Below are 24107 nucleotides of genomic sequence, written 5' to 3' on the forward strand. Positions count from 1 at the left end.
AACCGGGGCTTACCAGCCCATGGTTTCCTTGAGGAAGGGAATGGTCAGCTTGCGCTGCGCCTGCAGCGAGGCCTTGTCCAGTTCGTCCAGCAGGTCGAAGAGGAACTGCATGCTGCGCGCGCCGCGGGTGAGGATGAAGCGCCCCACTTCGTCGGTCAGGTGCAGGCCACGGCGCGAGGCGCGCAGCTGAAGGGCGCGCAGCTTCTCGTCGTCGGTCAGCGGGTGCAGCTGGAAGATCAGCGAAAGCGTCAGGCGGGATTTCAGGTCCGGCAACTTCACCCCCAACTCGCGCGGCGACACCGAGGCCGACAACAGCAGCTTGCGGCCGGAATCGCGCAGGCGGTTGAACAGGTGGAACAGCGCCTCTTCCCATTCGCGCTTGCCGGCCAGGGCGTCGAGATCGTCCAGGCACACCAGCTCGCGCTGTTCGAGGTTGTCGAAGATTTCCGGACCGTAGGCCACCAGATCGGCCATCGGCAGGTAGACAGACGGCTCGCCCAGTTGCTCGGAGCGAATGCAGGCGGCCTGCAGCAGGTGGCTGCGGCCCACGCCTTCGGCGCCCCAGAGATAGATCAGGCTTTCCGTCCACCCCGCCTCGGGCTCGCACAGACGCTCGACATAGCCGAGCGCCGCGGCATTGGCACCGGGGTAGTAGTTGGCGAACGTTGCGTCATCGCGCAGACGTACGCTGAGTGGGAGCTGCATAGGAGTCATGCCGGGCCGGGCGTTTCTTCAATCGCTTGGGGTGGGCCTTGGTGACTGAAAGTTTATCCAAATCAGAAGGATAACGCAGCTACCACGTGCGACTCAGAGCCACCGGCGCCGGGAAGCGGGACTTTGCCCGCCTCCGCAGGGCTCATTACCAGTGGAAGCGCAGGGTGTTCTGCGCCGGCACGGCCGCGTTCGGCACCGCTTGGCCATTGGCGTCGACCGCCGGTTGCGCCGGCTCGGCCGGGGCTTCCTGCAGACGTGCCAGGGCCAGTTGTGCACGCAGTTGTTCGGGGCTGGCGGTGACGCGGTAGACGAGACGGTTGCCCTGTACCTCCACCAACTTGGCGCCCATGGGCTCCAGAAGGCGCGAGACTTCGGCGTAACGGGCCAGGTCGGCGCCCTCGATCTGCAGGACCTGGGCCGAAGCCGAGCCGGCGGAACCGACGAAACGCTGCGACAGGCGCTGGGACACGCCCAGCATCACTGCATCGGCCAGCGCATCCGGGGTATCGCCCTGGGCCTGTCCCTGCTCGTGGCTGTCACCCATCCACACGCGCCAGGTGGCAGTCCATTTGCCATCGGCTTCCTTGGCGTCCACCGCCAGCAGGGCGTCGGCGCCGTAGCGCTCGGAAGCGGATTTCAGCGCGTCGGGCTGCGCAGCGTTGAGGTTTTCGGCAGTACCGACCTGCTGTTCGCTGAGATCGGCTATCGGCAGGCGCAGCGGCAGGCCGCGGCGCTGGGCGGCGCGGTTCAGCGGGGCGGAGGCTTCCTGGCTGTCGCCGACCAGGCTGCTGCCGTTGGCGCTTTCGTTCAGCCACCAGGCCAGCACGCTCGGGCGGCTGGCGCCCCAGACCGGCAGGCCGGCCTGGCGCAAGGCGTTGTCGGTGGCAGTCGGGTCGAAGTCCACCACCAGCGCCATGGGCGGGCCGTTCTCGAAGCCGTACTGGCTGATCAGCTGCTGCGGATCCTTGAAGTAACCGGCCAGCGCCGGGTTCTGCGCGGCGCCGGCGTTACCGGTCAGGCGCAGCACCAGGGTCTGCAGGGCGCGGGTCAGGCCGGCGTTGCGCTCATCCGGTTGCTGGGAGGCGACCGGTTCGTGCACCTGGTACAGGTTGCCCAGCGTTTCAGCGAAGGACGGCAGGCTGAACAGCGTCAGGCAGAGGATCAACAGGCGGGCGGTCAGGCGCATGGCGGGCTCTCGCGGCGAAAACGAAGATGCCAGCACGCAACGAGCTGGCAATGAAGGCCTATACCTTAAACAGCCGTCCGGCCAGCGGCAACAGCGCGAGATGGCCGCTGCCGGGCAAGCCTGATAAAATCCCGCGCCTCCCGCGCAGGCCGGGAAGCGCAAACGGCGCACCCGGCGGCAAGACGAATCATCCCTTCTATAGGCCTGGATTTATGAGCAGCAAGCAACCCTCGTTGAGCTACAAGGACGCCGGTGTGGACATCGACGCCGGCGAAGCCCTGGTCGAACGCATCAAAGGCGTCGCCAAGCGCACCGCACGTCCTGAAGTGATGGGAGGCCTGGGTGGCTTTGGCGCTCTGTGCGAAATCCCGGCTGGCTACAAGCAACCCGTGCTGGTCTCCGGCACCGATGGCGTCGGCACCAAGCTGCGCCTGGCGCTGAACCTGAACAAGCACGACAGCATCGGCCAGGACCTGGTCGCCATGTGCGTGAACGACCTGGTCGTCTGCGGCGCCGAACCGCTGTTCTTCCTCGACTACTACGCCACCGGCAAACTCAATGTCGACGTGGCCGCCACCGTGGTCACCGGCATCGGCGCCGGCTGCGAGCTGGCCGGCTGCTCCCTGGTCGGTGGTGAAACCGCCGAAATGCCGGGCATGTACGAAGGCGAAGACTACGACCTGGCCGGCTTCTGCGTCGGCGTGGTGGAAAAATCGGAAATCATCGACGGCTCGAAAGTGGTTGCCGGCGACGCCCTGATCGCCCTGCCCTCCTCCGGCCCGCACTCCAATGGCTACTCGCTGATCCGCAAGATCATCGAAGTCTCCGGTGCCGACATCGAATCCACCCAGCTGAACGGCAAGCCCCTGGCCGACCTGCTGATGGCCCCGACCCGCATCTACGTCAAGCCGCTGCTGCAACTGATCAAGCAGACCGGCGCGGTCAAGGCCATGGCCCACATCACCGGCGGCGGCCTGCTGGACAACATCCCGCGCGTACTGCCGGACAACGCCCAGGCCGTGGTCGATGTAGCCAGCTGGCAGCGCCCGGCGGTCTTCGACTGGCTGCAGGAAAAAGGCAACGTCGACGAGACCGAGATGCACCGCGTGCTGAACTGCGGCGTCGGCATGGTCATCTGCGTCGCCCAGGATCAGGTCGAGGCTTCCCTGAAGGCCCTGCGTGACGCCGGCGAGCAGCCTTGGGTCATCGGCCGCATCGAGGCTTGCGCCGCCGACGCCGAGCGCGTGGTCCTGAACAACCTGAAAGGCCACTGATGTCCACACCTTGCAATGTCGTGGTGCTGATTTCCGGCTCCGGCAGCAACCTGCAAGCCCTGATCGACAGTCTCGCCGGCGCCGACACGCCGGCAGTGATCCGCGCGGTGATCTCCAACCGCGCCGACGCTTACGGCCTGGAGCGCGCGCGCCAGGCCCACATCGAGACCCGTTTCCTCGACCACAAGGCCTACGCCGACCGCGAAAGCTTCGATGCCGCGCTGATCCAGGCAATCGATGGCTTTGACGCCGACCTGGTGTTGCTCGCCGGCTTCATGCGCATCCTCAGCGCCGACTTCGTGCGTCACTACCAGGGCCGCCTGCTGAACATCCATCCGTCCCTGTTGCCCAAGTACAAGGGCCTGCACACGCACCAGCGGGCGCTGGAGGCTGGCGATGCCGAGCACGGCTGTAGCGTACACTTCGTTACCGAGGAACTTGATGGCGGGCCTCTGGTCGTACAGGCGGCAATCCCGGTAGAGTCTGACGACACGCCGGAAACGCTGGCCCAGCGCGTGCACGTGCAGGAACATGTGATTTATCCGCTGGCCATGCGCTGGTTCGCCGAAGGCCGAGTCAGGCTGGGCGAACATGGCGCCATGCTGGATGGGGAGCTTCTGCCCGCATCCGGCCATTCGTACCGAACCTAGGAGATTCGCGATGCGTAGAGCTCTGTTATTCCTGATGGCCGTGCTGACCCTGCCGGCCCAGGCTTATGAGCTGGAACCGTTCGACGCCAGCTACACCGCCGACTGGAAGCAGATGCCCATCAGCGGCACCGCCTCCCGCAGCCTCAAGCAAGGCGACGGCGGCCGCTGGGAGCTGAATTTCAAGGCCTCCATGCTGCTGGCCAGCCTGACCGAGAACAGCACGTTCAAGGTCGAGAACGACACCTACCTGCCGCTGACCTACCGCTGGGCCCGCGAAGGCCTGGGCAAGAACAAGCAGACCGAGCTCGATTTCGACTGGGCCGAGAAGCAGGTGCTGGGCAGCGACCGTGGCGACCAGGTACGCCAGCCGCTGAACAAGGGCCAGCTGGACAAGTCCACCTACCAGCTCGCGCTGCAGCATGACGTGGCCGTTGGCAAGAAAGCCATGAGCTACCAGGTCATCGAGGGGACCGACGTCGATACCTACGACTTCCGTGTTCTCGGCGAAGAGAAGGTGCGTACCCAGGCCGGCCTGATCACCGCGATCAAGGTAGAGCGCGTGCGTGACCCCACCAAGAGCAACCGCAAGACCATCCTCTGGTTCGCCAAGGATTGGGACTTCCTCCTCGTGCGCCTGTACCAGCAGGAGTCCGACGGCAAGGAGTACCAGATCATGCTCAAGGAAGGCACCGTGAACGGCAAGGCGGTTCAGGGCGAGAAAGGCTGATCCTTCCGCACCAAGAAAAAGCCGGGCATCTGCCCGGCTTTTTCTTGTCCGCTTGCGCTGTTGCCATGACCCTGTAGGAGCGAGCTTGCTCGCGAACAGAGTTCCAGGCGGCTCCGGCATCAAGTGGTTCGCGAGCAAGGACTGGGCGTCCCCCTCGGTCCTACGAAGAGCCCAAAAACCCGGGCATCTGCCCGGCTGTTCATCGGCTGCGTATCAGCCTTCGTTCGACGGCTTGCGCTTGAATCGCCGGGCGATCCAGCCGATAGCCAGGGCCGGGACGATCCACAGCTTCTTCAGCAGGACCAGCAGGGTGGCGAACAGGCCGACCTTGGCGGCAACCTTGCCGGCGATCAGCGCGCCCAAGCCGTAGGCTGCGACCTTGTCGACGCTGGGGTTGAAGTCGACGTAGCGGTTGCCCGGGTTGAACTCGGTCATCGCCAATACCTTGCCGACGTTCTTCTCGATTTCCGGCAGCTGCTCCATGCCCGCGACAAAATTCAGCACCAGCACGCCTTTGCGGCCCAGCGCGCGGATGTTGTAGTTCAGCGTGTGCTCCTTGGCGTCGCCGAACTGCAACTCCTTGGCCCAGTAGAGCTTCTTCTCGGCGGCGTCGTAACGCGGCGGCGCGGCCCAGCCAATCAGCTGGATGGCCTCGAAACCCTGCTGCTCGCGCTGCGGATTGGCCTGCTTGAGGTCGTCCTGCATGTCCTTGAGCATCTCGGCGTAATCGATCTTCGCCGCGTCCTCGTCGGACACGTAGCCACTCTCTTCGTATTGAACGGTCACTGCCCAGGAGGCAGCTTCGAAGGGCGAGACACCGGCCGGCATCAACATGCCCAGCGGCGGCTCGGAGCTGGGCGGGTTGCCCCAGGCTTCCAGTACGCGCTCGGCATCCTTGCTGTCGAGGAAGACGAAGTTGTCCGGCAGATCGAAGGTGGCGAGGTTGTCGCCCACTACCACCTTGCCCTTCTGGAAGTGCAGGCTGGCGACGAAGGTCTCGGGCGACATCTCCTCGTCCGACTCGGCGGCGGGAGCAGCGGCAGCCGCGGGGGCTTCGCTCTGGTTGGAGGTAGCGGGTGCAGCGAACGCCGGGGCGGCCACGGCCTGGGCGAGCAAGGCAACGAGGAAGAGGGCTTTGCCATCCATAGGGGTGAATCTCCTGAATCGAATCCATGACATCGGCGGCCACCGGTGGTGGCGCCGGGCGCGGATTGTCTCACTGACCCAGTCGGTCTGTAACAGGAAATTTCTGCATTCGGGCACGGAGCCAGTATTCACCCGCAGGAGCGAGCTTGCTCGCGAACAAATCAGCCGGCAGGGCCTGTGCCAAAAGGTTCGCGAGCAAGCTCGCTCCTACAAAGAGCTCATTCGCACGCTCACGGCTGGCTGGCGATGGCCTTTTCGATTGCCGCTTGCAGCTCCGGATCATCCGGCTTGGTCAGGCTGGAAAACTCCGCCACCACCTTGCCCTGGCGGTCCACTACGTACTTGAAGAAATTCCAGCGCGGCACCTGGTCGGCCTGCTGGGCGAGGTCCTTGAACAGCGGGATCGCCTCGTCGCCGCTGACGTGCTGCACCGAGGTCATGTTGAAGGTCACACCGTAGTTGCCGTAGCAGATCTTCGCGGTCTCGGCGGCGTCCGCGTCTTCCTGCTTGAAATCGTCGGATGGCACGCCGAGTACTTCCAGGCCCTGGCCCTTGTACTTCTGGTAGACGGCTTCGAGCCCTTTGAATTGCGGGGTGAAGCCGCAGTGGCTGGCGGTATTCACAATCACCAGCGGCTTGCCGGCGTACAGCTCGCACAGGTCGAGCACATCCTTGGAACGCAGTTTGGGCAGTTCGCCCTGGGTCTTGAGCAGCGCCGGACAATCGGCGGCCTGGGCCGCCAGCGGCAAGATGAGAGAAAGGGCGAGCAGGGAGAGACGCATGGCAGTGATCCTCGAATTATCCCGTCACGCTACCCCGCACGACGGGCATCAGCAACTGCCCATGCCCAGTTGCATCAACGCGAGGCCACCACGTTGCCAGCCCCACCACGCCAGGCCCGCCAGCGCCAGGCCGAGGCCCAGCACCAGCCCGATCACCACTGGGCGCTTCACGCTGTCCCCAGCGCGGCGCGCTCGACAGGACGCTCGCGCACCGGCCAGTTGAGCAGGCCGGCCAGCAGGCTGAGGAGGATGGAAATCTGCCAGACCAGGTCGTAGTTGCCGGTGTGGTCATACACGTAGCCGCCCAGCCAACCGCCGAGGAAGGCGCCGATCTGGTGGAACAGGAAGGTGATGCCGCCGAGCATCGACAGGTTGCGTACGCCGAACAGCGTGGCCACCGTGCCGTTGGTGAGCGGCACCGTGGACAGCCACAGCAGGCCCATGGCGATGCCGAACAGGTAAGCAGTCCAGACCGTCAACGGCGCCCAAAGGAAGGCGATGATCACCACACCGCGCAGCAGGTACAGGCCGGTGAGCAACTTGGGCTTGCTCATTCGCCCGCCGAGCCAGCCGGCGATATAGGTGCCGAACACGTTGAACAACCCCACCAGCGCCAGCACCGTGGTACCGACGGTGGCCGGCAGGTGGCGGTCCACCAGATAAGCCGGCAGGTGCACACCGATGAATACCACCTGGAAGCCACAGACGAAGAAGCCCAGGGACAGCAACCAGAAGCCGGAATGCCCGACGGCTTCGCGCAGCGCCTCGCCCAGTGTCTGTTCATGCCCCTGCATCGGCAGCGGCTTGTCCTTCATCAACGCGGCCAGCGGCACGATCAGCGCCACCATCAGGCCGAGGGCGAGCAGCGCGGCAGACCAGCCGAGCCAACTGATCAGCCCGAGCGTGCCGGGCAGCATGGCGAACTGGCCGAACGAGCCCGCCGCCGCCGAGATACCCATCGCCATGCTGCGCTGCTCCAGCGGCACCGCGCGGCCGACCGCACCGAGAATCACCGAGAACGAGGTGCCAGACAGGCCGATGCCGATCAGCAGGCCGGCGCTCATGGACAGGCTGAAGGCCGAATCGGAATAGCCCATCAGCACCAGGCCGATGGCATAGAGGATGCCACCCACCACCACCGCACGCATCGCGCCGAAGCGGTCGGCAATGGCGCCGGTGAACGGCTGGGCGATGCCCCAGATCAGGTTCTGCAGGGCGATGGCGAAGGCGAAGGTCTCGCGCCCCCAGCCGAATTCGGCGCTCATCGGCGCCAGGAACAGGCCGAAGCCGTGGCGGGTGCCCAGGGACAGGGCGAGGATCAGGGCGCCGGATAGCAGTATCCAGAACCCCGTACGCGACAGCTTCGACATCACTTGCTCCTACACGGGTATATACCCGCTTCTAATCGTTCGTATCCAGTGCACGCAGGCCCGCGCTAGCTCTCCAACGCGGCCAGTTCATCCAGCAGGGCTTCCAGTTGCCGACGCTTTTCATCGCCCAGGTGGGCCGCTACATCGTCCTGCGCCGCGTCCCACGCTTCACCGCCGCGGACAATGCGTTCCAACCCTGCGGGAGTCAGCGCGACGATGCGGTTGCGCAGGTCCTCCCCCTCTTCCAGCTTCACCAGGCCGTCGGCTTCCAGCGGCTTGAGGTTGCGCCCCAGCGTACTGCGGTCCAGACCCATGGCCTCGGCCAGGTCGGAGATGCTCGGCTGCTCCAGCCGCGACAGATGCCGCAACAGGGAAAACTGCGCAGTCGTCAGCCCGACGCCTTTCAAGGCATCGTCGTAGACGCGGGTCACGGCACGGGCCGAGCGGCGCAGTTTGGTACAGAGACATTGGGTGGTCAGCATGGGATACGTGTATATACCCGCAATCGTTCAAGCGCAATGGCCGATGCGACCGATTGTCCCATCTGCCAGCGCCCGGCGTTGACGCAGCCAAGGGCACCGCATCGCACCAGCCGTATAACTGCGGCCATCCAGTCCCGCGCTTTCGGCGGGGCGCATCACGGTCCGAGGTCCCCGATGCCCGTCTACAAAGCTCCGCTGCGCGACACCCGCTTCCTGCTCAACGAAGTCTTCGATTTCCCCGGCCACTACCAGAACCTGGTGAATGGCGGCGAAGCCACGCCGGACATGGTCGATGCCATCCTCGGCGAATGCGCCAAGCTCTGCGAAGAGGTGATCGCCCCGCTCTACCACAGCGGCGACGAGGAAGGCTGCCAACTGGAGAACGGCGAAGTCCGCACGCCCAAGGGTTTCAAGGAAGCCTACGACGCCTACGTGGCCGGCGGCTGGCAGGGCCTGTCGCACCCGGTGGAATATGGCGGCCAGGGCCTGCCGATGAGCCTGGGCGCGCTCAAGCAGGAAATGCTGGGCACCGCCAACTGGCCGTTCTCCATGTACCCGGGCCTGTCGCTGGGCGCGATGAACACCGTGATGCAGCACGGCACCGAGGAGCAGAAACACACCTACCTCACCCCGCTCACTGAAGGCCGCTGGGGCGGCACCATGTGCCTCACCGAGCCGCAGTGCGGCACCGACCTGGGCCAGGTGAAGACCCGCGCGGAAACCAACGCCGACGGCAGCTACGCCATCACCGGCACCAAGATCTTCATCTCCTCGGGCGAACATGACCTCACCGAGAACATCGTGCACATCGTCCTCGCCCGCCTGCCTGACGCGCCCAAGGGCACGCGCGGCATCTCGCTGTTCATCGTGCCGAAGTTTCTGCCGGGCGACGGGGGCAGCCTCGGCCCGCGCAACGGCGTGACCTGCGGCGCGCTGGAAAAGAAGATGGGCATCAAGGCCTCGGCCACCTGCGTGATGAACTTCGACGGCGCCACCGGCTACCTGATCGGCGAGCCGAACAAGGGCCTGGAGTGCATGTTCACCTTCATGAACAGCGCGCGCATCGGCACCGCCATCCAGGGCGTGGCCACCGCCGAGCTGGCCTACCAGGGCGCGCTGGCCTATGCCCGCGAACGCCGCTCCATGCGTGCCCTTTCCGGCACCAAGGAGCCGGGGGAGATCGCCGATAGCCTGATGCACCACGGCGATGTGCGCCGCATGCTGCTGACCCAGAAGGCCGTGGCCGAGGGCGGCCGCGCGCTGATCTACCTGGCCACCCAGTACGCCGACAAGATGATCCAGGGCCTACTGACCAACGATAATGCCGAGTACGACCGCTGGGACGACAAGCTCGGCTTCCTCACCCCGATCCTCAAGGGCTGCTTGACTGAACTGGGCCTGGAGAGCGCCAACCTCGGCATGCAGGTGTTCGGCGGCCACGGCTACATCAAGGAACACGGCATGGAGCAGATCGTCCGCGACGCGCGGATCGCCACGCTCTACGAGGGCACCACCGGCATCCAGGCGCTGGACCTGCTCGGCCGCAAGGTGCTGCTGATGACCCAGGGCAAGGCCGTGCGCGACTTCACCCGCCAGGTGGCGAAGTTCGCCGTCGACCTGCTCAAGCAGGAACCGGCCATGCGTGGCCGCGCCCTCACGCTGCTCAAGCTCTGCGCGCAGTGGAACATCCTCACGCTGCGCATCGCCCTCACCGCGCGCAAACAGCGCGACCTGGTGAGCACCGCCAGCCACGATTACCTGATGTTTTCCGGCTATGCCGCGCTGGCGTACTCCTGGGCACTGCAGGAAGCCGCCGCACGCAAGCGCCTGCGCCAGGGCGGCAGCGAATCGAGCGACTTCTACAAGGCCAAGCTCGCCACCAGTGACTTCTACTTCGCCCGCCTGCTACCCCGCGCCAAGGGGCACGCGTCAGCGATGGCCAAGCCGGTGCGGTCGATCATGGGGTTGAAGACGGAGCATTTTGCGTTCGATTGAGGGTTCAGCACGGGGCTTTGCCCTCGCCCTCTCCCCAACCCTCTCCCTGAAGGGAGAGGGAGCCGTTCGGAGTTGCCGGCGAGGAAGGTGCTTCGCTCGATGCCTTACAGCTTTGGGGGCGCCATTCGGAGTTGTCGGCTGCCAAGGTGTTTCGCTTGACGCCGTACAGTCCCCTCTCCCTTCGGAGCGGGACGCGTAGCCAGGGTTAGGGAGAGGGAAAGAACTCAAGCGCCGCGACGAAATTCCCGCGTAATGCCGGCGTGCCTTTTAGAGTGCCAACGCCACCAGCACCGCGCACTCGATCATCTCCAGCATCGCCCCGGCGGTATCCCCGGTGGTGCCGCCCAGGCGGGCGATGAAGCGGCTGCGCAGCCAGACGAACATCACCAGCGCGACCGCCAACGCCAGCATGCCGGTCAGGCCCACCAGCACCATCAGCGCGGCGTTGGCCGCCAGCATCCAGGGCATCGCGCGGCGCGGCAGGTGATCGGCCAGCGCCTGGCCCAGGCCGCCCTTGCGCGCGTAATCGGTGGTGTAGAACAGCAGCGGCAACGCGCAGCGACCCAGCCAGGGCGCCAGCAGCAAACCCCAGTGCTGGTGGTTGCCGAGAATGGCGGTGATCGCCGCGAACTTCAGCAGCAGCAACAGCACCAGGGCGACCACCGCGGCCGGGCCGCAGCGTGGGTCCTTCATGATCGCCAGCGTACGTTCGCGATCGCCCAGCCCGCCGATCCAGGCATCCGCCGTGTCGGCCAGGCCGTCGAGGTGCAGCGCGCCGGTGAAGGCCACCCACACCAGAAGGATGAGTGCCGCCTGCAACAGCAGGTGCACGCCGCTGAGCAACTCGCCCATGGCGAACAGCACCGCCCCGATCAGCAGCCCCACCAGCGGGTAATACAGCGTCGCGCGACCGAACTGCTGCGGCGTCGGCATGTGCCCCAGGCGCACCGGCAGGCGGGTCAGGAACTGCATCGCCACCAGCGGCAGGGACCAGTCACTGAGCTGGGCGGCGCGCGCGTCTTCGCCACTCGCTTCAGCGGGCGGCTCGGGGGCTTCCTGGTCGCGTTCCGGGTGCAGGTTGCTCATCAGGGCTCGACTTGTGATTGCGCTTTCTGGATGTGCCAGCCGTCGCCCTCGCGGGTCACGTCCAGCACCATGCATTCGCCGTGGGCCACCACCACTTCCAGCAGACGCTTCGCCGGCAGGCCGCTGGCCAGGGCGCCGAACAGGCGCATCACACCGCCATGGGTGACAACCAGTACGGAAGATCCGGCATGGGCCTGGTAGAGCCGCTCCAGCGCTGCAAAGACGCGGGATTCGAAGTCGCCCATGGCCTCGCCGCCAGGTGGAGGGAAAGCGTAGGGATCGTCCCAGAAGCGTCCGAGCGCCTGCGCATCCGTCTCCATCAGCTTAGCTGGCGAAATGCCTTCCCACTGGCCGAAGTCCAGCTCCTGCAAGCCCGCCTCGAAGCCCAGCGGCAGGCCGTGGCGCGCCGCAAGTTCCTGGGCGAAGGCCGCGCAACGCTGCAACGGCGAGCTGACCAGCGCCGCCCAGCGGCACTCGCCGCCCACCGCCGCGCGCATCTGCGCCCAACCGCTCTCGGTCAGCGCGTCGTCCAGCCGTCCGCGAAAGCCACCGCCGCGCTCGGTCTCGCCGTGGCGCAGCAATTCCAGCCGCAGCGTCATGCCGGGCGATCCGATACCGCCGCCTCGGCGAAGGTCGCCATCTCGCTGTGCAGCCGGCAGGCCTGGCGCAGCAGCGGCACTGCCAGCGCCGCGCCACTGCCCTCGCCCAGGCGCAGGCCAAGGTCCAGCAACGGCTGCGCGTTGAGCGCGGCCAGCACACGGTTGTGCCCCGGCTCGGCACCGGCATGGGCGAACAGCAGCCAGTCGCGACAGGCCGGATTCAGATGAATCGCGCACAGCGCGGCAGTGCTGCAGATGAAGCCGTCCACCAGCACGGCAATGCCCTTCTGCGCACATGCCAGGTAGGCGCCGACCAGTGCGGCAATCTCGAAGCCGCCCAGGCGGCACAGCGCTTCGAATGGCTCGTCGCAGTGGGCGCGGTGCAGCGCCAGCGCGCGGTCGATCACCTCGACCTTGCGGGCGACCCCCTGCGAGTCCAGCCCCGTGCCGGGGCCGACCAGCGCGCGGGCCGGTTCGTCGAGCAGCGCGCAGGCCAGCGCAGCGGCGGCACTGGTGTTGCCGATGCCCATCTCGCCGCCGATGAACAGCTCGGCGCCGGCCTGTTGCGCGCGGCGCACGGACTCGCGGCCGGCTTCCAGGGCGATCAGGCATTGCGCGGCGGTCATCGCCGGCTCCTTGGTGAAGTTCGCCGTACCGGCGCCGACCATCACGTGCAGCACACCCGGCAGCGGCTCCAGCGGCGTTGCCGTGCCGAGGTCGATGACCTCCAGGCGCGCATCGAGGTCGCGCGCCAGCACGCTGATTGCCGCGCCGCCGCGCACGAAGTTGCGCAGCATCTCGACGGTCACCGCCTGCGGATAGGCCGATACGCCCTCCGCCACCACCCCGTGGTCACCGGCGAACAGGGCGATCCAGACATGCTCCAGGCCCGGCCGCTCGCGGCCTTGCAGGCCGGCCAGGCGGATGGTTTCCTCTTCCAGCCGGCCCAGTGCGCCACGCGGCTTGGTCAGTTGGTCCTGACGCGCGGCGGCTTTGTCCTGCGCCACGCGGTCGATCGGTTGGGTGCCTTGCAGCCACCATTGCAGACTCATAACGCTTCCCCCTTCAACACCATGGGCAGGCCGGCGACGGTGAACACCACGCGCTCGCTGACCTCGGCCAGGGACTGGTGCAACCAGCCGGCCTCGTCGACATATCGGCGGCTGAGCTCGCCCATCGGCACCACGCCCAGCCCGGTTTCGTTGCTGACCAGGAGGATGCGCCCCGGCAGTTGCGGCAGCGTTTCCAGCAGCGCGTCGATCTCGCCGCGCAGGCGCCAGCCGTCTTCATGGATCAGCAGGTTGGTAACCCACAGGGTCAGGCAATCCACCAGCACGCAGTGGCCGGGGGCGGCCAGGCGCTCCAGTGCGTCGGCCAGGGCCAGCGGTTCTTCCACCAGGCCCCAGTGTTCCGGGCGGCGCTCGCGGTGCTGGAGGATGCGCGCGGACATCTCGCCGTCGCCGGCCTGGGCCGTGGCGACGTAGGTGACCGGCAGGCCGCTGTCCTGCGCCAGGCGCTCGGCCAGGCGGCTCTTGCCCGAGCGGGCGCCGCCGAGGATCAGTTCAAGCATGGGTTCTTCCAGTAGGTCAGCCCCTGTGGGAGCGAGCTTGCTCGCGAACAGAGGTTTCCGGTCACGCCGGAGTCATGCGGTTCGCGAGCAAGCTCGCTCCTACAAGAAAGCGTGTCTCCGGCGTTATTCGTCGACTTCACGGCTAGGCGGGATGGGGGATAACCGCGAACGGTCATGCGCCCTGCAGTCCGCATAACGCCCTCAGTTTTTCGGTATCCAGATGCGCCTCGACCTGGTCGGCCAGGCGCTCGATGTCGCGTTCGCGCAGGGCGTGGTAATCGATCTGCTGCACCTCGCGCAGCCCCGCCCAGCGCAGCAGCGCGGCACTGGAGGCGGAGGACTCGAACAGCCCGTGCAGATAGGTGCCCATCACCTGGCCATCGTCGCTCAACGCACCGTCGGCACGGCCATCGCTCAGGCGCACGGCGGGATTGGCCAGCGCCGGGCCTTCGGTGACGCCGGCGTGAATCTCGTAGCCGCTCACCGGCGCGTCTTCCAGCGCCAGCCGGCCGTTGACGTTGCGCAGTTGCTTCTCCGGTTCCAGCACGGTGCGCAGGTCCAGCAGGCCGAGCCCCTCGCTCTCCCCCGCCGCACCTTCCAGCCCATGCGGATCGGCCAGGGTACGGCCGAGCATCTGCAGGCCACCGCAGATACCCAGCACCTTGCCGCCGTAGCGCAGGTGGCGCTGGATCGCCACGCCCCAGCCGTGCTCACGGAGAAAGGCCAGGTCCGGCCGCACGCTCTTGGAGCCAGGCAGGATGATCAGGTCCGCCGGTGGGATCGGCTGGCCGGGGCCGACGAAAGTCAGCTCCACCTGCGGGTGCAGGCGCAGCGGATCAAAATCGGTGTGGTTGCTGATGCGCGGCAGCACCGGCACGACGACACGCAGTCGCTCGCCGGTCTTGGCGGCCTGGCGGGTGTCGATGGCATCCTCGGCTTCCAGATGGAAGTCCATCAGGTACGGGAGCACGCCCAGTACGGGCACGCCGGTGCGCTCTTCCAGCCAGTCGAGGCCGTTCTGCAGCAACGCGATATCGCCACGGAAACGGTTGATGACGAAGCCCTTCACCCGCGCCCGCTCGCTCTCGGAGAGCAGCTCCAGGGTGCCCACGAGGTGGGCGAACACGCCGCCACGATCGATATCGGCGATCAGGATCACCGGGCAGTCCACTGCCTCGGCGAAGCCCATGTTGGCGATGTCGTTGGCGCGCAGGTTGATCTCCGCCGGCGAGCCCGCGCCTTCCACCATCACCACCGGGTACTGCGCGCTCAGGCGCTGATGGGACTCGAGCACCGCCTGCATCGCCACGCGCTTGTAGTCGTGATAGGCCACCGCGTTCATGCTGGTGACCGCGCGGCCATGGATGATCACCTGGGCGCCGGTGTCGCTGTTGGGCTTGAGCAGCACCGGGTTCATGTCGGTGTGCGGTGCCAGGTGGCAGGCCTGCGCCTGCACCGCCTGGGCACGGCCGATTTCGCCGCCGTCGGCGGTCACCGCACTGTTGAGCGCCATGTTCTGCGGCTTGAACGGCACCACCGCCACGCCCTGGCGGCGCAGCCAGCGGCACAGCGCCGTCACCAGCGTGCTCTTGCCGGCATCCGAAGTGGTGCCCTGCACCATCAAGGTCGCGCTGTGTGCGCTGGGCGACGTCACCGCAGGCTCTCCATCTGGTTGAAGGTACGCAGGCCATGTTCCAGGCGCTCCCAGCCCTTCTCGTCCGGCGGCAGGCCGAAGCGCAGGCTGCCGGGCGTCTCGAACAGGCGCACGAGAATGCCCTGGCGCGCCAGATGGTCGCGCAGCGCGTGAGCACGCATGGACACCACCCACTGGAACAGCGCCGTGCCGCCCTGGGGCGCGAAGCCGTGCTCGCCCAGGAGGCCAGCCAGGCGCCGACTCGCTTCATTGAGATCGCGGCGCCGCTGGATCTGCTCCTGAAACTCGCCCAGCACCGCCTGGGCAACCCAGCGCGTAGGGCCGTTCACCGCCCAGGGGCCGAGCAGTTTCGCCAGGCTTTCCAGCAGGCGCGGCTCGGCGAAGGCGAAGCCGAGCCTTGCGCCAGCTAGGCCGAAGAATTTGCCGAAGGAGCGCAGCACGATCAGCCCCGGACGGCTGGCGCAACTGGGCGTCAGGCTGTGCTCGGGCGTGCAGTCCATGAATGCTTCGTCCACCACCAGCCAGCCGCCGCGCTCCTGAAGGCGCGCGTGCCATTCCAGCAGTACGCCAACCTCGATGCGCTTCCCCGTGGGGTTGTTCGGATTGACCACCACCAGCACGTCGAATCGCTCCAGGTGATGAGGAACTTCCTGGTCGCTGACTTCGCGCAGGATGTGCCCGGCGGCACGCCAGGATTCGGCGTGCTCGGCGTAACAGGGCGAGACCACGCCGACCTTGCCCGGCCGGCGCAAGCGCGGCAGCAGCTGGATCGCCGCCTGGCTGCCGGGTAGCGCCAGCAGCTTCTCGGCACCGTAGTAGCGCCGCGCCGCGGCTTCGAGGCCGTCGCTGTCTTCGGGCAGGCGCATCCAGGCTGCCGTCGGCACGCTGGGCAACGCCCACGGCCAGGGCGAAATGCCGGTGGACAGGTCGAGCCACTCGGAGAGCGGAATTCCGTACTGCTGCGCCGCTTTGCGCAACCGGCCGCCATGTTCGAGCATCAGAGCACTCCCAGAATCAGGATGATCAGCAACCACAACAACACGCCCTGACGCACCAGGGCAAGCGCGCGCCAGATATCCACGGCAGTCGGCGCCGGGCCTTCGCCCAGCTGCGGGCGTTCGTGGAGTTCGCCGTGGTAGCGGGCGGAGCCGCCGAGCGAAACGCCCAGAGCCCCCGCGCCGGCCGCCATCACCGGGCCGGCGTTGGGGCTGTCCCATTTTGGCGCCTGCGTGCGCCAGCAGCGCAGGGCCAGCCGGGTGTGGCCCAGCAGTGCGTAAGTCAGCGCCACCAGCCGGGCGGGAATGTAGTTGAGCACATCGTCGATCTTCGCCGCGGCCCAGCCGAACCGTTCGAAGCGCGCATTGCGGTAGCCCCACATGGCATCGAGGGTGTTGCTCAGGCGGTAGAGCACCACGCCCGGAGCACCCGCCACGGCGAACCAGAACAGCGCCGCGAAGACCGCGTCGCTGCCATTCTCCAGCACCGACTCGGTGGCCGCGCGGGCCACCGCGGTTTCGTCCAGCTCGGCAGTTTCGCGGCTGACCACGTAACCCACGCGCAGGCGCGCCTCGTTGAGGTCGCCACTACGCAGCGCCAGCACCACCGGATCGGCGTGTTCGCCCAGACTGCGCAGGCCCAGCGCGGCGTAGAGCGCCAGCACCTGGACGATCCAGCCGACGTAGGGCAAAAGACTCAGCAACAGCGCGATGAGAGTCAGCGGAATGACTGCGATGATCCACGCGGTGACACCATGGCTGCGCCAGCCGAGGCCGGGGGTGTCGCTCTTGGGCGTAATGGTGCTCGCTGATACTCCCTCTCCCTGAAGGGACAGGGAGTTGAATGTGCCGGCTGACACCACCGTGTCCGCCTGCTCCGATCGATCCCCTCTCCCTTCGGAGCGGGGCGCGCAGCCAGGGTTAGGGAAAGGGAGCTTTTCGGCGCTGTCGGCCACTCGAGAACGATTGAACCTTCGTTCCAGCCGATCCGCCAACCGCCCGAAGGCCACTAGCGGATGCCAGCGTTTCGGCTCGCCCAGCAGGGCGTCCAGCGCCACGCCAAGGACGCTCAGCAAGGCCAGGCTCATGCCTTCTCTCCCCAGCGGTTTTCGAACACCAACTCGTCCAGCGAGCGCGGCTGGCGCCAGCCCTCCAGGGCCAGCATCGGGGCGGGATAGAACTCGCTGACCGGCCCCAGACAGATCACTGCCACCGCCTCGGCACCGTCTGGCAGGCCAAGCAGGTCACCGAGCGCGGCAGGGTCGAACAGCGACACCCAGCCCATGCCCAGCCCTTCCGCACGGGAAGCCAGCCAGAGGTTCTGGATGGCGCAGGACAGCGATGCAAGGTCCATGTTCGGCAACGTGCGGCGACCGAAGACATGCGCCTCGCGGCCATCCATCAGCGCGGCCACCAGCACCTCGGCACAGTCGAGCACGCCCTCGACCTTCAGCTTCATGAACTCATCGGAGCGCTCACCCAGCGCTTCGGCGGTACGAATGCGTTCCTCTTCCACCAATTGGTGGATCGACTGGCGCACGTCTCTGGACGTCACGCGGATGAAGCGCCAAGGCTGCATCAGGCCGACGCTCGGCGCCTGGTGGGCAGCTTCCAGCAGGCGCGCGAGCAATTCGGGCGCCACCTCGCCACCGCTGAAATGACGCATGTCGCGGCGCTCGGCGATGGCGCGGTAGAGCGCGGCGCGTTCCTCGGGGCTGTAGGCGTGGTCGGTCATGGTCTGAAGAGTGCCGCTGCGGCGTCCGGGTCGGATGGCAGGTAGAAGTGGATATAGGACGCCGTGAGACGGCCACGTCGGAACACGGCTTCGGCCACCGGCTTGTCGTTGGGGCAGACGCCACGGGCCAGCGGTACTTCAGTGCTGTCGAGCAACGAATGGTGGAAGGTGTGTCCGTGCAGGGTACCTTCGAGCAGCGTCACGGCCTGCAACGCCAGCGCGGCCAATCGCTTCTGCATGCGCGCCTCACCCGGCAGCAGGCCCAGCAGCTCCGCACGCTCGCCAGCTACGTCGGTCAGGGCATCGAGCAGATAGAGCATGCCGCCGCACTCGGCGAGGATCGGCTTGCCCATCTCGTGGTGGGCGTGAATCGCCTGGGCCATGGCGCGGTTGTCGGCCAGCGCTTGCAAGTGCAGCTCCGGGTAGCCGCCGGGCAGATAGAGGCTGTCCACCTCCGGCAGTAATTCGTCACGCAGCGGCGAAAAGAACACCAGTTCGGCGCCCAGCTCGCGCAACAGATCGAGGTTGGCCTGATAGAGGAAGGCAAAGGCGTTGTCTCGCGCCACGCCAATGCGCACGCCGTCGAGGCGGGAAGACTCGCTACGAGGTTCGGGCGCGGCGAAGCTCACCGGCGCCGGCAACTCGGTGCTGGCACTGGCGGCCAGGGCATCGGCGGCGGCGTCCAGGCGTGCGTCGAGGTCGGCCAGTTCGTCGGCCTGCACCAGCCCGAGATGACGGCTGGGCAACTCGACCTCGGTGTCGCGCGGCAGCGCGCCATACCAGCGAATCCATTCCGGCAGGCTGTCACGCACCAGGTCGCGGTGGCGCTGGCTGCCGATGCGGTTGGCGAGCACGCCGGAGAACGGCAGGTCGCTCTGGTAGGTGGCCATGCCGACGGCCATCGCGCCGAAGGTCTGGGCCATGGACTGGCCATTGATCACCGCCATCACCGGCACGTTGAAGCGCCGCGCAAGATCGGCGGCCGAGGGCGAGCCATCGAACAGGCCCATCACGCCTTCGATGAGAATCAGGTCGGCCTCACCGGCCGCCTCCCAGAGCAACCGGCGGCTTTCGCCCTCGCCGACCATCCACAGGTCCAACTGATAGACCGGCGCGCCGCTGGCGCGGGCGAGGATCATCGGGTCGAGGAAGTCCGGGCCGCACTTGAACACCCGCACCTTGCGCCCGAGGCGCGTGTGCAGGCGCGCCAGGGCAGCGGTCACGGTGGTCTTGCCCTGCCCGGAGGCGGGAGCGGCGATCAGCAGTGCAGGGCATTGGCGAGAGGTCATCGGGCGCGCTCCGCCACAACGGGATGCATCAGAACTCCACCCCTTTCTGCGCCTTGATGCCAGCCTTGAAGGCATGTTTCACCAGGCCCATCTCGGTCACGGTATCGGCGGCCTCGACCATGGCCGGTTGCACGCCACGGCCGGTGGCGACCACATGCTGCATCGGCGGGCGGGCGGCAATGTCGGCGAGCACGGTGTCCAGCTCCAGATAGCCGTGCTTGAGGGCGATGTTCACCTCGTCCAGCACCACCAGGCCGACTTGCGGGTCGCTCAGCAGTTGGCGTGCCACATCCCAGGCAGCCTGTGCCTTGGCGATGTCGCGCTGGCGATCCTGGGTTTCCCAGGTAAAGCCTTCGCCCATGACATGGAAGCTGACTTCCTCGGGGAAGCGGCGGAAGAACGCCTCCTCGCCGGTGGTCGCAGCCCCCTTGATGAACTGCACCACCCCGACCTTCATGCCGTGGCCCAGCGCGCGGGCGACCATGCCGAAGGCCGAGCTGCTCTTGCCCTTGCCGTTGCCGCTGTTGACCAGGAACACACCGCGTTCGCCCTGGGCCTGGGCGATCTTCTCGTCGATCACCGATTTCTTGCGCTGCATGCGCGAACGGTGGCGTTCGTCCTTTTCAGGGGATTCAGTCATGGGGTTTGCCTCTAGAAAGGGAGCGCGCAGGCGCCAGCTCGCTGGCCGGGCGGCAGCGAGCGGAGAATGGGATGGGCAGGAACGAACCGCCGGCATGCGTCGGCGCCATGCGGTAAAAGCCGCTCGGCGCGAAAGCCGTCGGCTTGGGAAACAGGGAATTCACCTGAAGGATTCTCCGCCGCTCTCACCCGCGCGGCACTGACCAGTCGGGGCAGGCGGAGGACATCGAACGCGCGGCGCCAGGGAGCGCCACGACGATCGGCAGCGCCTCCCGCGATGCCATGCGATGCAGCAGGCCGGTCTCCGGGCTTGCGAGTGGAAGCGCCTGGCGTTTCCGAAAGAACCGCGCCTTCCCATGCCAGTGGCACAGTGGCGGATGCGGTTCGAAGCTCGCTTACCGTTGCGGGGGCAGCGCCGGAATGCTCGATTGATCATCGAATTCACCGGCTTCCCTGTTTCACCCTCGACTTGCGCCGCGGGCACCTGAAGCAGGCGCGCAGCTTAGTGGCTGGCGGGCTGGGGCGTCAATTGAACAGACTGTCGCCGGGGCCCACCCGTAGAACCGCCAGGGCTCTAAAAAGGGTCACACAAGTCAAGTGGTCAGGCCGCTCAACTTCGCTAGAATGCGAATCATGACGACGACTGCCCAACCCGGCCAGCTTCAGCTCGACACCTCCGCGACCCCGTCCCTGATGCACATCAGCGGCGACTGGACACTCGCGCACTTCACCACGCTGCAAGCCCAGGTCGCCGCCCAGCGCAACGCCGAGTCCCCCGCCGAGCTGGATTTCGCCGGCCTTGGCGCGCTGGATACCGCCGGCGCCGCACTGCTCGCCGAGATCATCGGCGGCGCGCGCATGAGCCAGCTCGATCAGATTGCCCGCAACCTCCCCGCCGAGCGCCAGGCGCTGCTGCGCACGGTGGGCAGCGCCATTACCCAGTGCCGGCTGGACGAGAAGGGCCCGGCACCGGGCAACGCGCTAGTCGACGTGCTGGAGCGCATCGGCGTCGCCACCCTGACGTTCAAGGACCACCTGATCGGCGTACTCGGCTTCATCGGCCTGACCCTGCAAACCCTGGTGCGCAACCTGTTCCGGCCGCGTCGCTGGCGACTGACCGCACTGGCCGCGCATATGGAAGAAACCGGCCTGGACGCCGTGCCCATCGTCGCCCTGCTCACCTTCATGGTCGGCGCGGTGGTGGCCTTCCTCGGCGCCACGGTGCTGCAGAAATTCGGCGCGCAGATCTATACCGTCGACCTGGTGGGCTTCTCCTTCCTGCGTGAATTCGGCGTGCTGCTCACCGCGATCCTGCTCGCTGGCCGCACCGCCAGCGCCTTCACCGCGCAGATCGGCTCGATGAAGGCCAACCAGGAGATCGACGCCATCCAGGCCCTGGGCCTCGACCCCGTGGAGCTGCTGGTGCTGCCGCGCGTGCTGGCGCTGCTGCTGACCCTGCCGATGCTGACCTTCCTGGCGATGATTTCCGGCATCTTCGGCGGCGGCGTGGTCTGCGCGCTGAGCCTGGACATCTCGCCACGCATGTTCCTCTACATGCTGCAGAACGACATCGCCGTACAGCACTTCCTGGTCGGTATCGTCAAAGCCCCGGTATTTGCCTTCATCATCGCCGTGATTGGCTGCCTGGAAGGCTTCCGCGTCAGCGGCAGCGCCCAGTCGGTGGGCGAGCACACGACTTCCAGCGTGGTCCAGTCGATCTTCGTGGTAATCCTGCTGGATGCGATGTTCGCGCTGTTCTTCATGGAGATGGGCTGGTGAGCGAACCGATCATTGTCGTCCGCGACCTGGCCAACCGCTTCGGCACCCACGCCGTGCACGAGCATCTCGACCTCGATGTGATGAAGGGCGAGATACTCGGCGTGGTCGGCGGCTCGGGCACCGGCAAGTCAGTACTGCTACGCAGTATCATCGGCCTGCGCCAGCCCAGCGAAGGCAGCGTCCACGTGTTCGGGCAGAACCTGCCGGCGCTGCCGCCGCTGGAGCGCTCGAAGCTCGAACGACGCTTTGGCGTGCTGTTCCAGAACGGCGCGCTGTTCTCCTCGCTGACCGTGAGCGAGAACATCTGCCTGCCACTGATCGAGCACGCCGGCCTGTCGCGCAGCGACGCCGAGTTCATGGCCAAGGTGAAGATTTCCCTTGCCGGCCTGCCGCCGGACGCAGGGGCCAAGTATCCCGCCGAACTGTCCGGCGGGATGGTCAAGCGCGCCGCCCTGGCCCGCGCCCTGGCGCTGGACCCGGACATCCTGTTCCTCGACGAACCCACCGCCGGCCTCGACCCCATCGGCGCGGCGGCCTTCGACCAACTCATCCTGACCCTGCGCGACGCCTTCGGTCTCACCGTGTTCCTGGTCACCCACGACCTGGACACCCTCTACACCATCTGCGACCGCGTCGCCGTGCTCTCGCAGAAGCGGGTGCTGGTGGTCGGCCCGCTGGACCAGGTCGCCCAGACCGACGACGCCTGGGTACAGGATTATTTCCACGGCCCACGCGGCCGTGCCGCGCTGCAGGCCACCGAACACCTGCGGGAGGAAAGCTGAATGGAAACCCGTGCCCATCACGTGCTGATCGGCCTGTTCACGCTCGTGGTATCTATCGGTGCGCTGCTCTTCGCGCTCTGGCTGGCGCAATCGAGCAACGACCAGCGCTACAAGATCTACGACGTGATCTTCAGCGAGGCGGTGACCGGCCTGTCCGAAGGCGGCACCGTCCAGTACAGCGGCATCCGCGTCGGCGACGTGGTCTCGCTGCGCCTGGACCCGAATGACCCGCGCAAGGTCCGCGCGCGCATCCGCGTCTACGACAGCACGCCGATCCGCGAGGACACGCGCGCCAAGCTGGCCCTTACCGGCGTCACCGGCCAGGCCATCATCCAGCTCTCCAGCGCCGGCCAGGACAGCCCGCCACTGGAGGCCAAGGATGGCGAAATCCCGGTGATCAAGACCATCCCGTCGCCCTTCGCCAAGCTTCTGGCCAACGGCGAGGACATCGCCACCAACATCAACAACCTGATCAACAACGTGAACCGCATGTTCTCCCAGGAGAACGTCGACCGCATCAGCCGCACCCTGGACCACATCGACCAGGCCACCGGCGTGGTCGCCGAACAGCGCGACGACATCCGTCGGACCTTCAAGGAACTGGCCGCCGCCAGCGAGCAGGCGCGCGTCACCCTGGCCAATGCCAGCCAGTTGCTCGACCGCGCGAACCAGACCCTGGGCGGCAAGGGCCAGACGATTCTCGACGACACCCAGAAGACCCTTGCGTCCCTGCGCGCCAGCAGCGAACGGGTAGAGCAATTGCTGAACAGCAACTACGACTCGGTGAACGGCGGCCTCAATGGCCTGGGCGAGATCGGCCCGGCGATCCGTGAACTGCGCTCCACCCTGGAAGACCTGCGCGGCGTCACCCGTCGCCTGCAGGAGAACCCCACCGGCTACCTGCTCGGCCGCGAGCGCAACAAGGAGTTCCAGCCATGACCGCCCTTCCCCGCCTGCTCGGCGTCGCCACTCTGGTTGGTCTGCTGGGCGCCTGCTCGATCCTGCCGAAAGCGGAAAGCCCGGACTTCTACCTGCTGCCGGCCACCCAGCAACCCGCGCGCGGCAGCGCGGCGGTGAACTGGTCGCTGCGGGTCAGCGCGCCTACCGCCAGCCTGGCGCTGGACAGCAACCGCATCGCCGTGGTCCCGCAGGGCAACCAGCTGAGCAGCTACCAGGGGGCACGCTGGAGCAACCGTGCGCCGGGCCTGTTGCGTGACCGCCTGCTCGACGCCTTCACCGCCAACGGCAGCATCCGCGCCCTGAGTAGCGACGAAACCAGCCTGCAAGCCGACCTCGACCTGACGGGCGAGCTACGCGCCTTCCAGAGCGAGTACCAGAGCGGTAAACCGGTGATCCACATCCGCTACGACGCCCGCCTGGTGCGCACGCTCGGCCAGCGCATCGTCGCCTCGCGCAGCTTCGAGGTCAGCCAGCCGGTGGATGGCAAGCAGGTGCCCGAAGTGGTCAGCGCCTTCGGCAAGGCCGCCGATCAGCTTTCCGCGCAGGTAGTGGAGTGGACACTGCAACAAGGGCAGCGGCAACACACCACATCACCCTCCACTCCCTGATCAAAAAGGCCGGCGAAAGTCGGCCTTTTTGATGGCCCCCAGGGATAGCCGAATCCGGCGGAACCTTCCTTTACGAAATCCGCTC

Annotated in this window: 25 protein-coding genes and 1 riboswitch; of the genes, 8 read left to right on the forward strand and 17 right to left on the reverse strand. The window is 66.8% G+C overall.

All coding sequences use genetic code 11. From position 1 onward, the window contains the following. Window positions 1-9: 9 nt before the first annotated feature. Window positions 10-714: a DnaA regulatory inactivator Hda gene (gene hda, locus RS899_RS19435; protein ID WP_024764559.1), complete on the reverse strand. Its 705-nt coding sequence runs from the start codon at window positions 712-714 to the stop codon at window positions 10-12. A gap of 145 nt (window positions 715-859) precedes the next feature. Next, window positions 860-1900, reverse strand: coding sequence for a DUF2066 domain-containing protein (locus RS899_RS19440; protein WP_315807867.1), 1041 nt, complete (start codon window positions 1898-1900; stop codon window positions 860-862). A gap of 212 nt (window positions 1901-2112) precedes the next feature. Between RS899_RS19440 and purM the strand changes: the two genes are divergently transcribed. From purM to RS899_RS19455, 3 genes are read left to right on the forward strand one after another with little or no spacing between them, the layout of a single operon-like run. Further along, window positions 2113-3174 (forward strand): phosphoribosylformylglycinamidine cyclo-ligase, encoded by a 1062-nt coding sequence (gene purM, locus RS899_RS19445; protein WP_054907470.1) that lies wholly within the window; start codon window positions 2113-2115, stop codon window positions 3172-3174. Next, a complete protein-coding gene (purN, locus tag RS899_RS19450; RefSeq protein ID WP_313464821.1) occupies window positions 3174-3824 on the forward strand; it encodes a phosphoribosylglycinamide formyltransferase in 651 nt (216 codons plus the stop codon). The genes purM and purN overlap by 1 nt, the downstream gene beginning before the upstream one ends. Before the next feature lie 10 nt (window positions 3825-3834). Then, entirely contained in the window at window positions 3835-4551 is a 717-nt protein-coding gene (locus RS899_RS19455) for a DUF3108 domain-containing protein (protein ID WP_024764562.1), read from the forward strand. A gap of 213 nt (window positions 4552-4764) precedes the next feature. Here RS899_RS19455 and RS899_RS19460 read toward each other — a convergent pair whose 3' ends face one another. The 5 genes from RS899_RS19460 to RS899_RS19480 form a co-directional block, all read right to left on the reverse strand. Next, complete coding sequence (locus RS899_RS19460) at window positions 4765-5697, reverse strand: DUF2167 domain-containing protein (protein ID WP_038803295.1); 933 nt, start codon at window positions 5695-5697, stop codon at window positions 4765-4767. 230 nt (window positions 5698-5927) lie between these two features. After that, window positions 5928-6479, reverse strand: a complete 552-nt coding sequence (locus RS899_RS19465) for a glutathione peroxidase (protein ID WP_233299139.1) — start codon at window positions 6477-6479, stop codon at window positions 5928-5930. 48 nt (window positions 6480-6527) lie between these two features. Continuing rightward, entirely contained in the window at window positions 6528-6650 is a 123-nt protein-coding gene (locus tag RS899_RS19470; RefSeq protein ID WP_256233654.1) for a hypothetical protein, read from the reverse strand. Continuing rightward, window positions 6647-7840, reverse strand: a complete 1194-nt coding sequence (locus RS899_RS19475; protein WP_233299161.1) for an MFS transporter — start codon at window positions 7838-7840, stop codon at window positions 6647-6649. The genes RS899_RS19470 and RS899_RS19475 overlap by 4 nt, the downstream gene beginning before the upstream one ends. 74 nt (window positions 7841-7914) lie before the next feature. Further along, entirely contained in the window at window positions 7915-8331 is a 417-nt protein-coding gene (locus RS899_RS19480; protein ID WP_233299138.1) for a MarR family winged helix-turn-helix transcriptional regulator, read from the reverse strand. A 174-nt stretch (window positions 8332-8505) separates the two neighbouring features. Between RS899_RS19480 and RS899_RS19485 the strand changes: the two genes are divergently transcribed. Beyond that, the gene (locus RS899_RS19485; RefSeq protein WP_315807868.1) at window positions 8506-10326 is read left to right on the forward strand and encodes an acyl-CoA dehydrogenase C-terminal domain-containing protein; all 1821 of its coding nucleotides are present in this window, start codon (window positions 8506-8508) and stop codon (window positions 10324-10326) included. A gap of 267 nt (window positions 10327-10593) precedes the next feature. Here the strand turns inward: RS899_RS19485 and RS899_RS19490 are convergent, their stop codons facing one another. The 10 genes from RS899_RS19490 to cobO form a co-directional block, all read right to left on the reverse strand. Continuing rightward, window positions 10594-11298, reverse strand: coding sequence for an adenosylcobinamide-GDP ribazoletransferase (locus RS899_RS19490; protein WP_315810456.1), 705 nt, complete (start codon window positions 11296-11298; stop codon window positions 10594-10596). Window positions 11299-11411: 113 nt separating this feature from the next. Then, on the reverse strand, window positions 11412-12011 hold the full coding sequence (gene cobC / locus RS899_RS19495) for an alpha-ribazole phosphatase family protein (RefSeq protein WP_315807869.1): 600 nt from the start codon (window positions 12009-12011) through the stop codon (window positions 11412-11414). Then, window positions 12008-13063, reverse strand: coding sequence for a nicotinate-nucleotide--dimethylbenzimidazole phosphoribosyltransferase (gene cobT, locus RS899_RS19500; RefSeq protein ID WP_038803293.1), 1056 nt, complete (start codon window positions 13061-13063; stop codon window positions 12008-12010). The genes cobC and cobT overlap by 4 nt, the downstream gene beginning before the upstream one ends. Further along, window positions 13060-13581 carry a bifunctional adenosylcobinamide kinase/adenosylcobinamide-phosphate guanylyltransferase gene (gene cobU, locus RS899_RS19505; protein WP_054907463.1) on the reverse strand — a complete coding sequence of 174 codons (522 nt, stop codon included), beginning with the start codon at window positions 13579-13581 and terminating at the stop codon, window positions 13060-13062. Before cobU ends, cobT begins: the two co-directional genes overlap by 4 nt. A 172-nt stretch (window positions 13582-13753) precedes the next feature. After that, window positions 13754-15202, reverse strand: coding sequence for a cobyric acid synthase (locus RS899_RS19510; RefSeq protein ID WP_315810457.1), 1449 nt, complete (start codon window positions 15200-15202; stop codon window positions 13754-13756). A gap of 29 nt (window positions 15203-15231) precedes the next feature. After that, window positions 15232-16233 carry a threonine-phosphate decarboxylase CobD gene (cobD, locus tag RS899_RS19515; RefSeq protein ID WP_315807870.1) on the reverse strand — a complete coding sequence of 334 codons (1002 nt, stop codon included), beginning with the start codon at window positions 16231-16233 and terminating at the stop codon, window positions 15232-15234. Continuing rightward, on the reverse strand, window positions 16233-17318 hold the full coding sequence (gene cbiB / locus RS899_RS19520) for an adenosylcobinamide-phosphate synthase CbiB (RefSeq protein ID WP_233299134.1): 1086 nt from the start codon (window positions 17316-17318) through the stop codon (window positions 16233-16235). Before cbiB ends, cobD begins: the two co-directional genes overlap by 1 nt. After that, window positions 17315-17965, reverse strand: coding sequence for a 5,6-dimethylbenzimidazole synthase (bluB, locus tag RS899_RS19525; RefSeq protein WP_315807871.1), 651 nt, complete (start codon window positions 17963-17965; stop codon window positions 17315-17317). The genes cbiB and bluB overlap by 4 nt, the downstream gene beginning before the upstream one ends. Then, window positions 17962-19254: a cobyrinate a,c-diamide synthase gene (locus RS899_RS19530; protein ID WP_315807872.1), complete on the reverse strand. Its 1293-nt coding sequence runs from the start codon at window positions 19252-19254 to the stop codon at window positions 17962-17964. The genes bluB and RS899_RS19530 overlap by 4 nt, the downstream gene beginning before the upstream one ends. A gap of 28 nt (window positions 19255-19282) precedes the next feature. Then, window positions 19283-19894, reverse strand: a complete 612-nt coding sequence (gene cobO / locus RS899_RS19535; protein ID WP_313464535.1) for a cob(I)yrinic acid a,c-diamide adenosyltransferase — start codon at window positions 19892-19894, stop codon at window positions 19283-19285. A 277-nt stretch (window positions 19895-20171) separates the two neighbouring features. After that, window positions 20172-20396, reverse strand: a riboswitch (cobalamin riboswitch). 130 nt (window positions 20397-20526) lie between these two features. On the opposite strand from cobO, the gene RS899_RS19540 reads away from it, so the two are divergent. Genes RS899_RS19540 through RS899_RS19555 form a run of 4 tightly spaced genes read left to right on the forward strand, consistent with a single transcriptional unit; the run spans window position 20527 to window position 24022 of the window. Beyond that, a complete protein-coding gene (locus RS899_RS19540; protein WP_315807873.1) occupies window positions 20527-21672 on the forward strand; it encodes an MlaE family lipid ABC transporter permease subunit in 1146 nt (381 codons plus the stop codon). Next, complete coding sequence (locus RS899_RS19545; protein ID WP_024764577.1) at window positions 21669-22454, forward strand: ABC transporter ATP-binding protein; 786 nt, start codon at window positions 21669-21671, stop codon at window positions 22452-22454. The genes RS899_RS19540 and RS899_RS19545 overlap by 4 nt, the downstream gene beginning before the upstream one ends. After that, entirely contained in the window at window positions 22455-23393 is a 939-nt protein-coding gene (locus RS899_RS19550; protein ID WP_054907455.1) for an MlaD family protein, read from the forward strand. Continuing rightward, a complete protein-coding gene (locus RS899_RS19555) occupies window positions 23390-24022 on the forward strand; it encodes an ABC-type transport auxiliary lipoprotein family protein (RefSeq protein WP_315807874.1) in 633 nt (210 codons plus the stop codon). The genes RS899_RS19550 and RS899_RS19555 overlap by 4 nt, the downstream gene beginning before the upstream one ends. Window positions 24023-24107 lie beyond the last annotated feature (85 nt).

This window comes from Pseudomonas sp. C9-3, assembly GCF_032392015.1.
GTDB lineage: Bacteria > Pseudomonadota > Gammaproteobacteria > Pseudomonadales > Pseudomonadaceae > Pseudomonas > Pseudomonas nitroreducens.

Bases quoted from the DNA above. Each gene is read 5' to 3' on its own strand.
- RS899_RS19530 (WP_315807872.1), bottom strand. From the start codon at position 19,254: ATGACCTCTCGCCAATGCCCTGCACTGCTGATCGCCGCTCCCGCCTCC.
- RS899_RS19510 (WP_315810457.1), bottom strand. From the start codon at position 15,202: ATGGTGCAGGGCACCACTTCGGATGCCGGCAAGAGCACGCTGGTGACG.
- RS899_RS19440 (WP_315807867.1), bottom strand. From the start codon at position 1,900: ATGCGCCTGACCGCCCGCCTGTTGATCCTCTGCCTGACGCTGTTCAGC.
- cobO (WP_313464535.1), bottom strand. From the start codon at position 19,894: ATGACTGAATCCCCTGAAAAGGACGAACGCCACCGTTCGCGCATGCAG.
- RS899_RS19480 (WP_233299138.1), bottom strand. From the start codon at position 8,331: ATGCTGACCACCCAATGTCTCTGTACCAAACTGCGCCGCTCGGCCCGT.
- purM (WP_054907470.1), top strand. From the start codon at position 2,113: ATGAGCAGCAAGCAACCCTCGTTGAGCTACAAGGACGCCGGTGTGGAC.
- cobC (WP_315807869.1), bottom strand. From the start codon at position 12,011: ATGACGCTGCGGCTGGAATTGCTGCGCCACGGCGAGACCGAGCGCGGC.
- RS899_RS19485 (WP_315807868.1), top strand. From the start codon at position 8,506: ATGCCCGTCTACAAAGCTCCGCTGCGCGACACCCGCTTCCTGCTCAAC.
- RS899_RS19490 (WP_315810456.1), bottom strand. From the start codon at position 11,298: ATGCAGTTCCTGACCCGCCTGCCGGTGCGCCTGGGGCACATGCCGACG.
- cobT (WP_038803293.1), bottom strand. From the start codon at position 13,063: ATGAGTCTGCAATGGTGGCTGCAAGGCACCCAACCGATCGACCGCGTG.
- RS899_RS19540 (WP_315807873.1), top strand. From the start codon at position 20,527: ATGACGACGACTGCCCAACCCGGCCAGCTTCAGCTCGACACCTCCGCG.
- RS899_RS19465 (WP_233299139.1), bottom strand. From the start codon at position 6,479: ATGCGTCTCTCCCTGCTCGCCCTTTCTCTCATCTTGCCGCTGGCGGCC.
- RS899_RS19550 (WP_054907455.1), top strand. From the start codon at position 22,455: ATGGAAACCCGTGCCCATCACGTGCTGATCGGCCTGTTCACGCTCGTG.
- cobU (WP_054907463.1), bottom strand. From the start codon at position 13,581: ATGCTTGAACTGATCCTCGGCGGCGCCCGCTCGGGCAAGAGCCGCCTG.
- RS899_RS19455 (WP_024764562.1), top strand. From the start codon at position 3,835: ATGCGTAGAGCTCTGTTATTCCTGATGGCCGTGCTGACCCTGCCGGCC.
- purN (WP_313464821.1), top strand. From the start codon at position 3,174: ATGTCCACACCTTGCAATGTCGTGGTGCTGATTTCCGGCTCCGGCAGC.
- RS899_RS19555 (WP_315807874.1), top strand. From the start codon at position 23,390: ATGACCGCCCTTCCCCGCCTGCTCGGCGTCGCCACTCTGGTTGGTCTG.
- hda (WP_024764559.1), bottom strand. From the start codon at position 714: ATGACTCCTATGCAGCTCCCACTCAGCGTACGTCTGCGCGATGACGCA.
- RS899_RS19460 (WP_038803295.1), bottom strand. From the start codon at position 5,697: ATGGATGGCAAAGCCCTCTTCCTCGTTGCCTTGCTCGCCCAGGCCGTG.
- cobD (WP_315807870.1), bottom strand. From the start codon at position 16,233: ATGCTCGAACATGGCGGCCGGTTGCGCAAAGCGGCGCAGCAGTACGGA.
- cbiB (WP_233299134.1), bottom strand. From the start codon at position 17,318: ATGAGCCTGGCCTTGCTGAGCGTCCTTGGCGTGGCGCTGGACGCCCTG.
- bluB (WP_315807871.1), bottom strand. From the start codon at position 17,965: ATGACCGACCACGCCTACAGCCCCGAGGAACGCGCCGCGCTCTACCGC.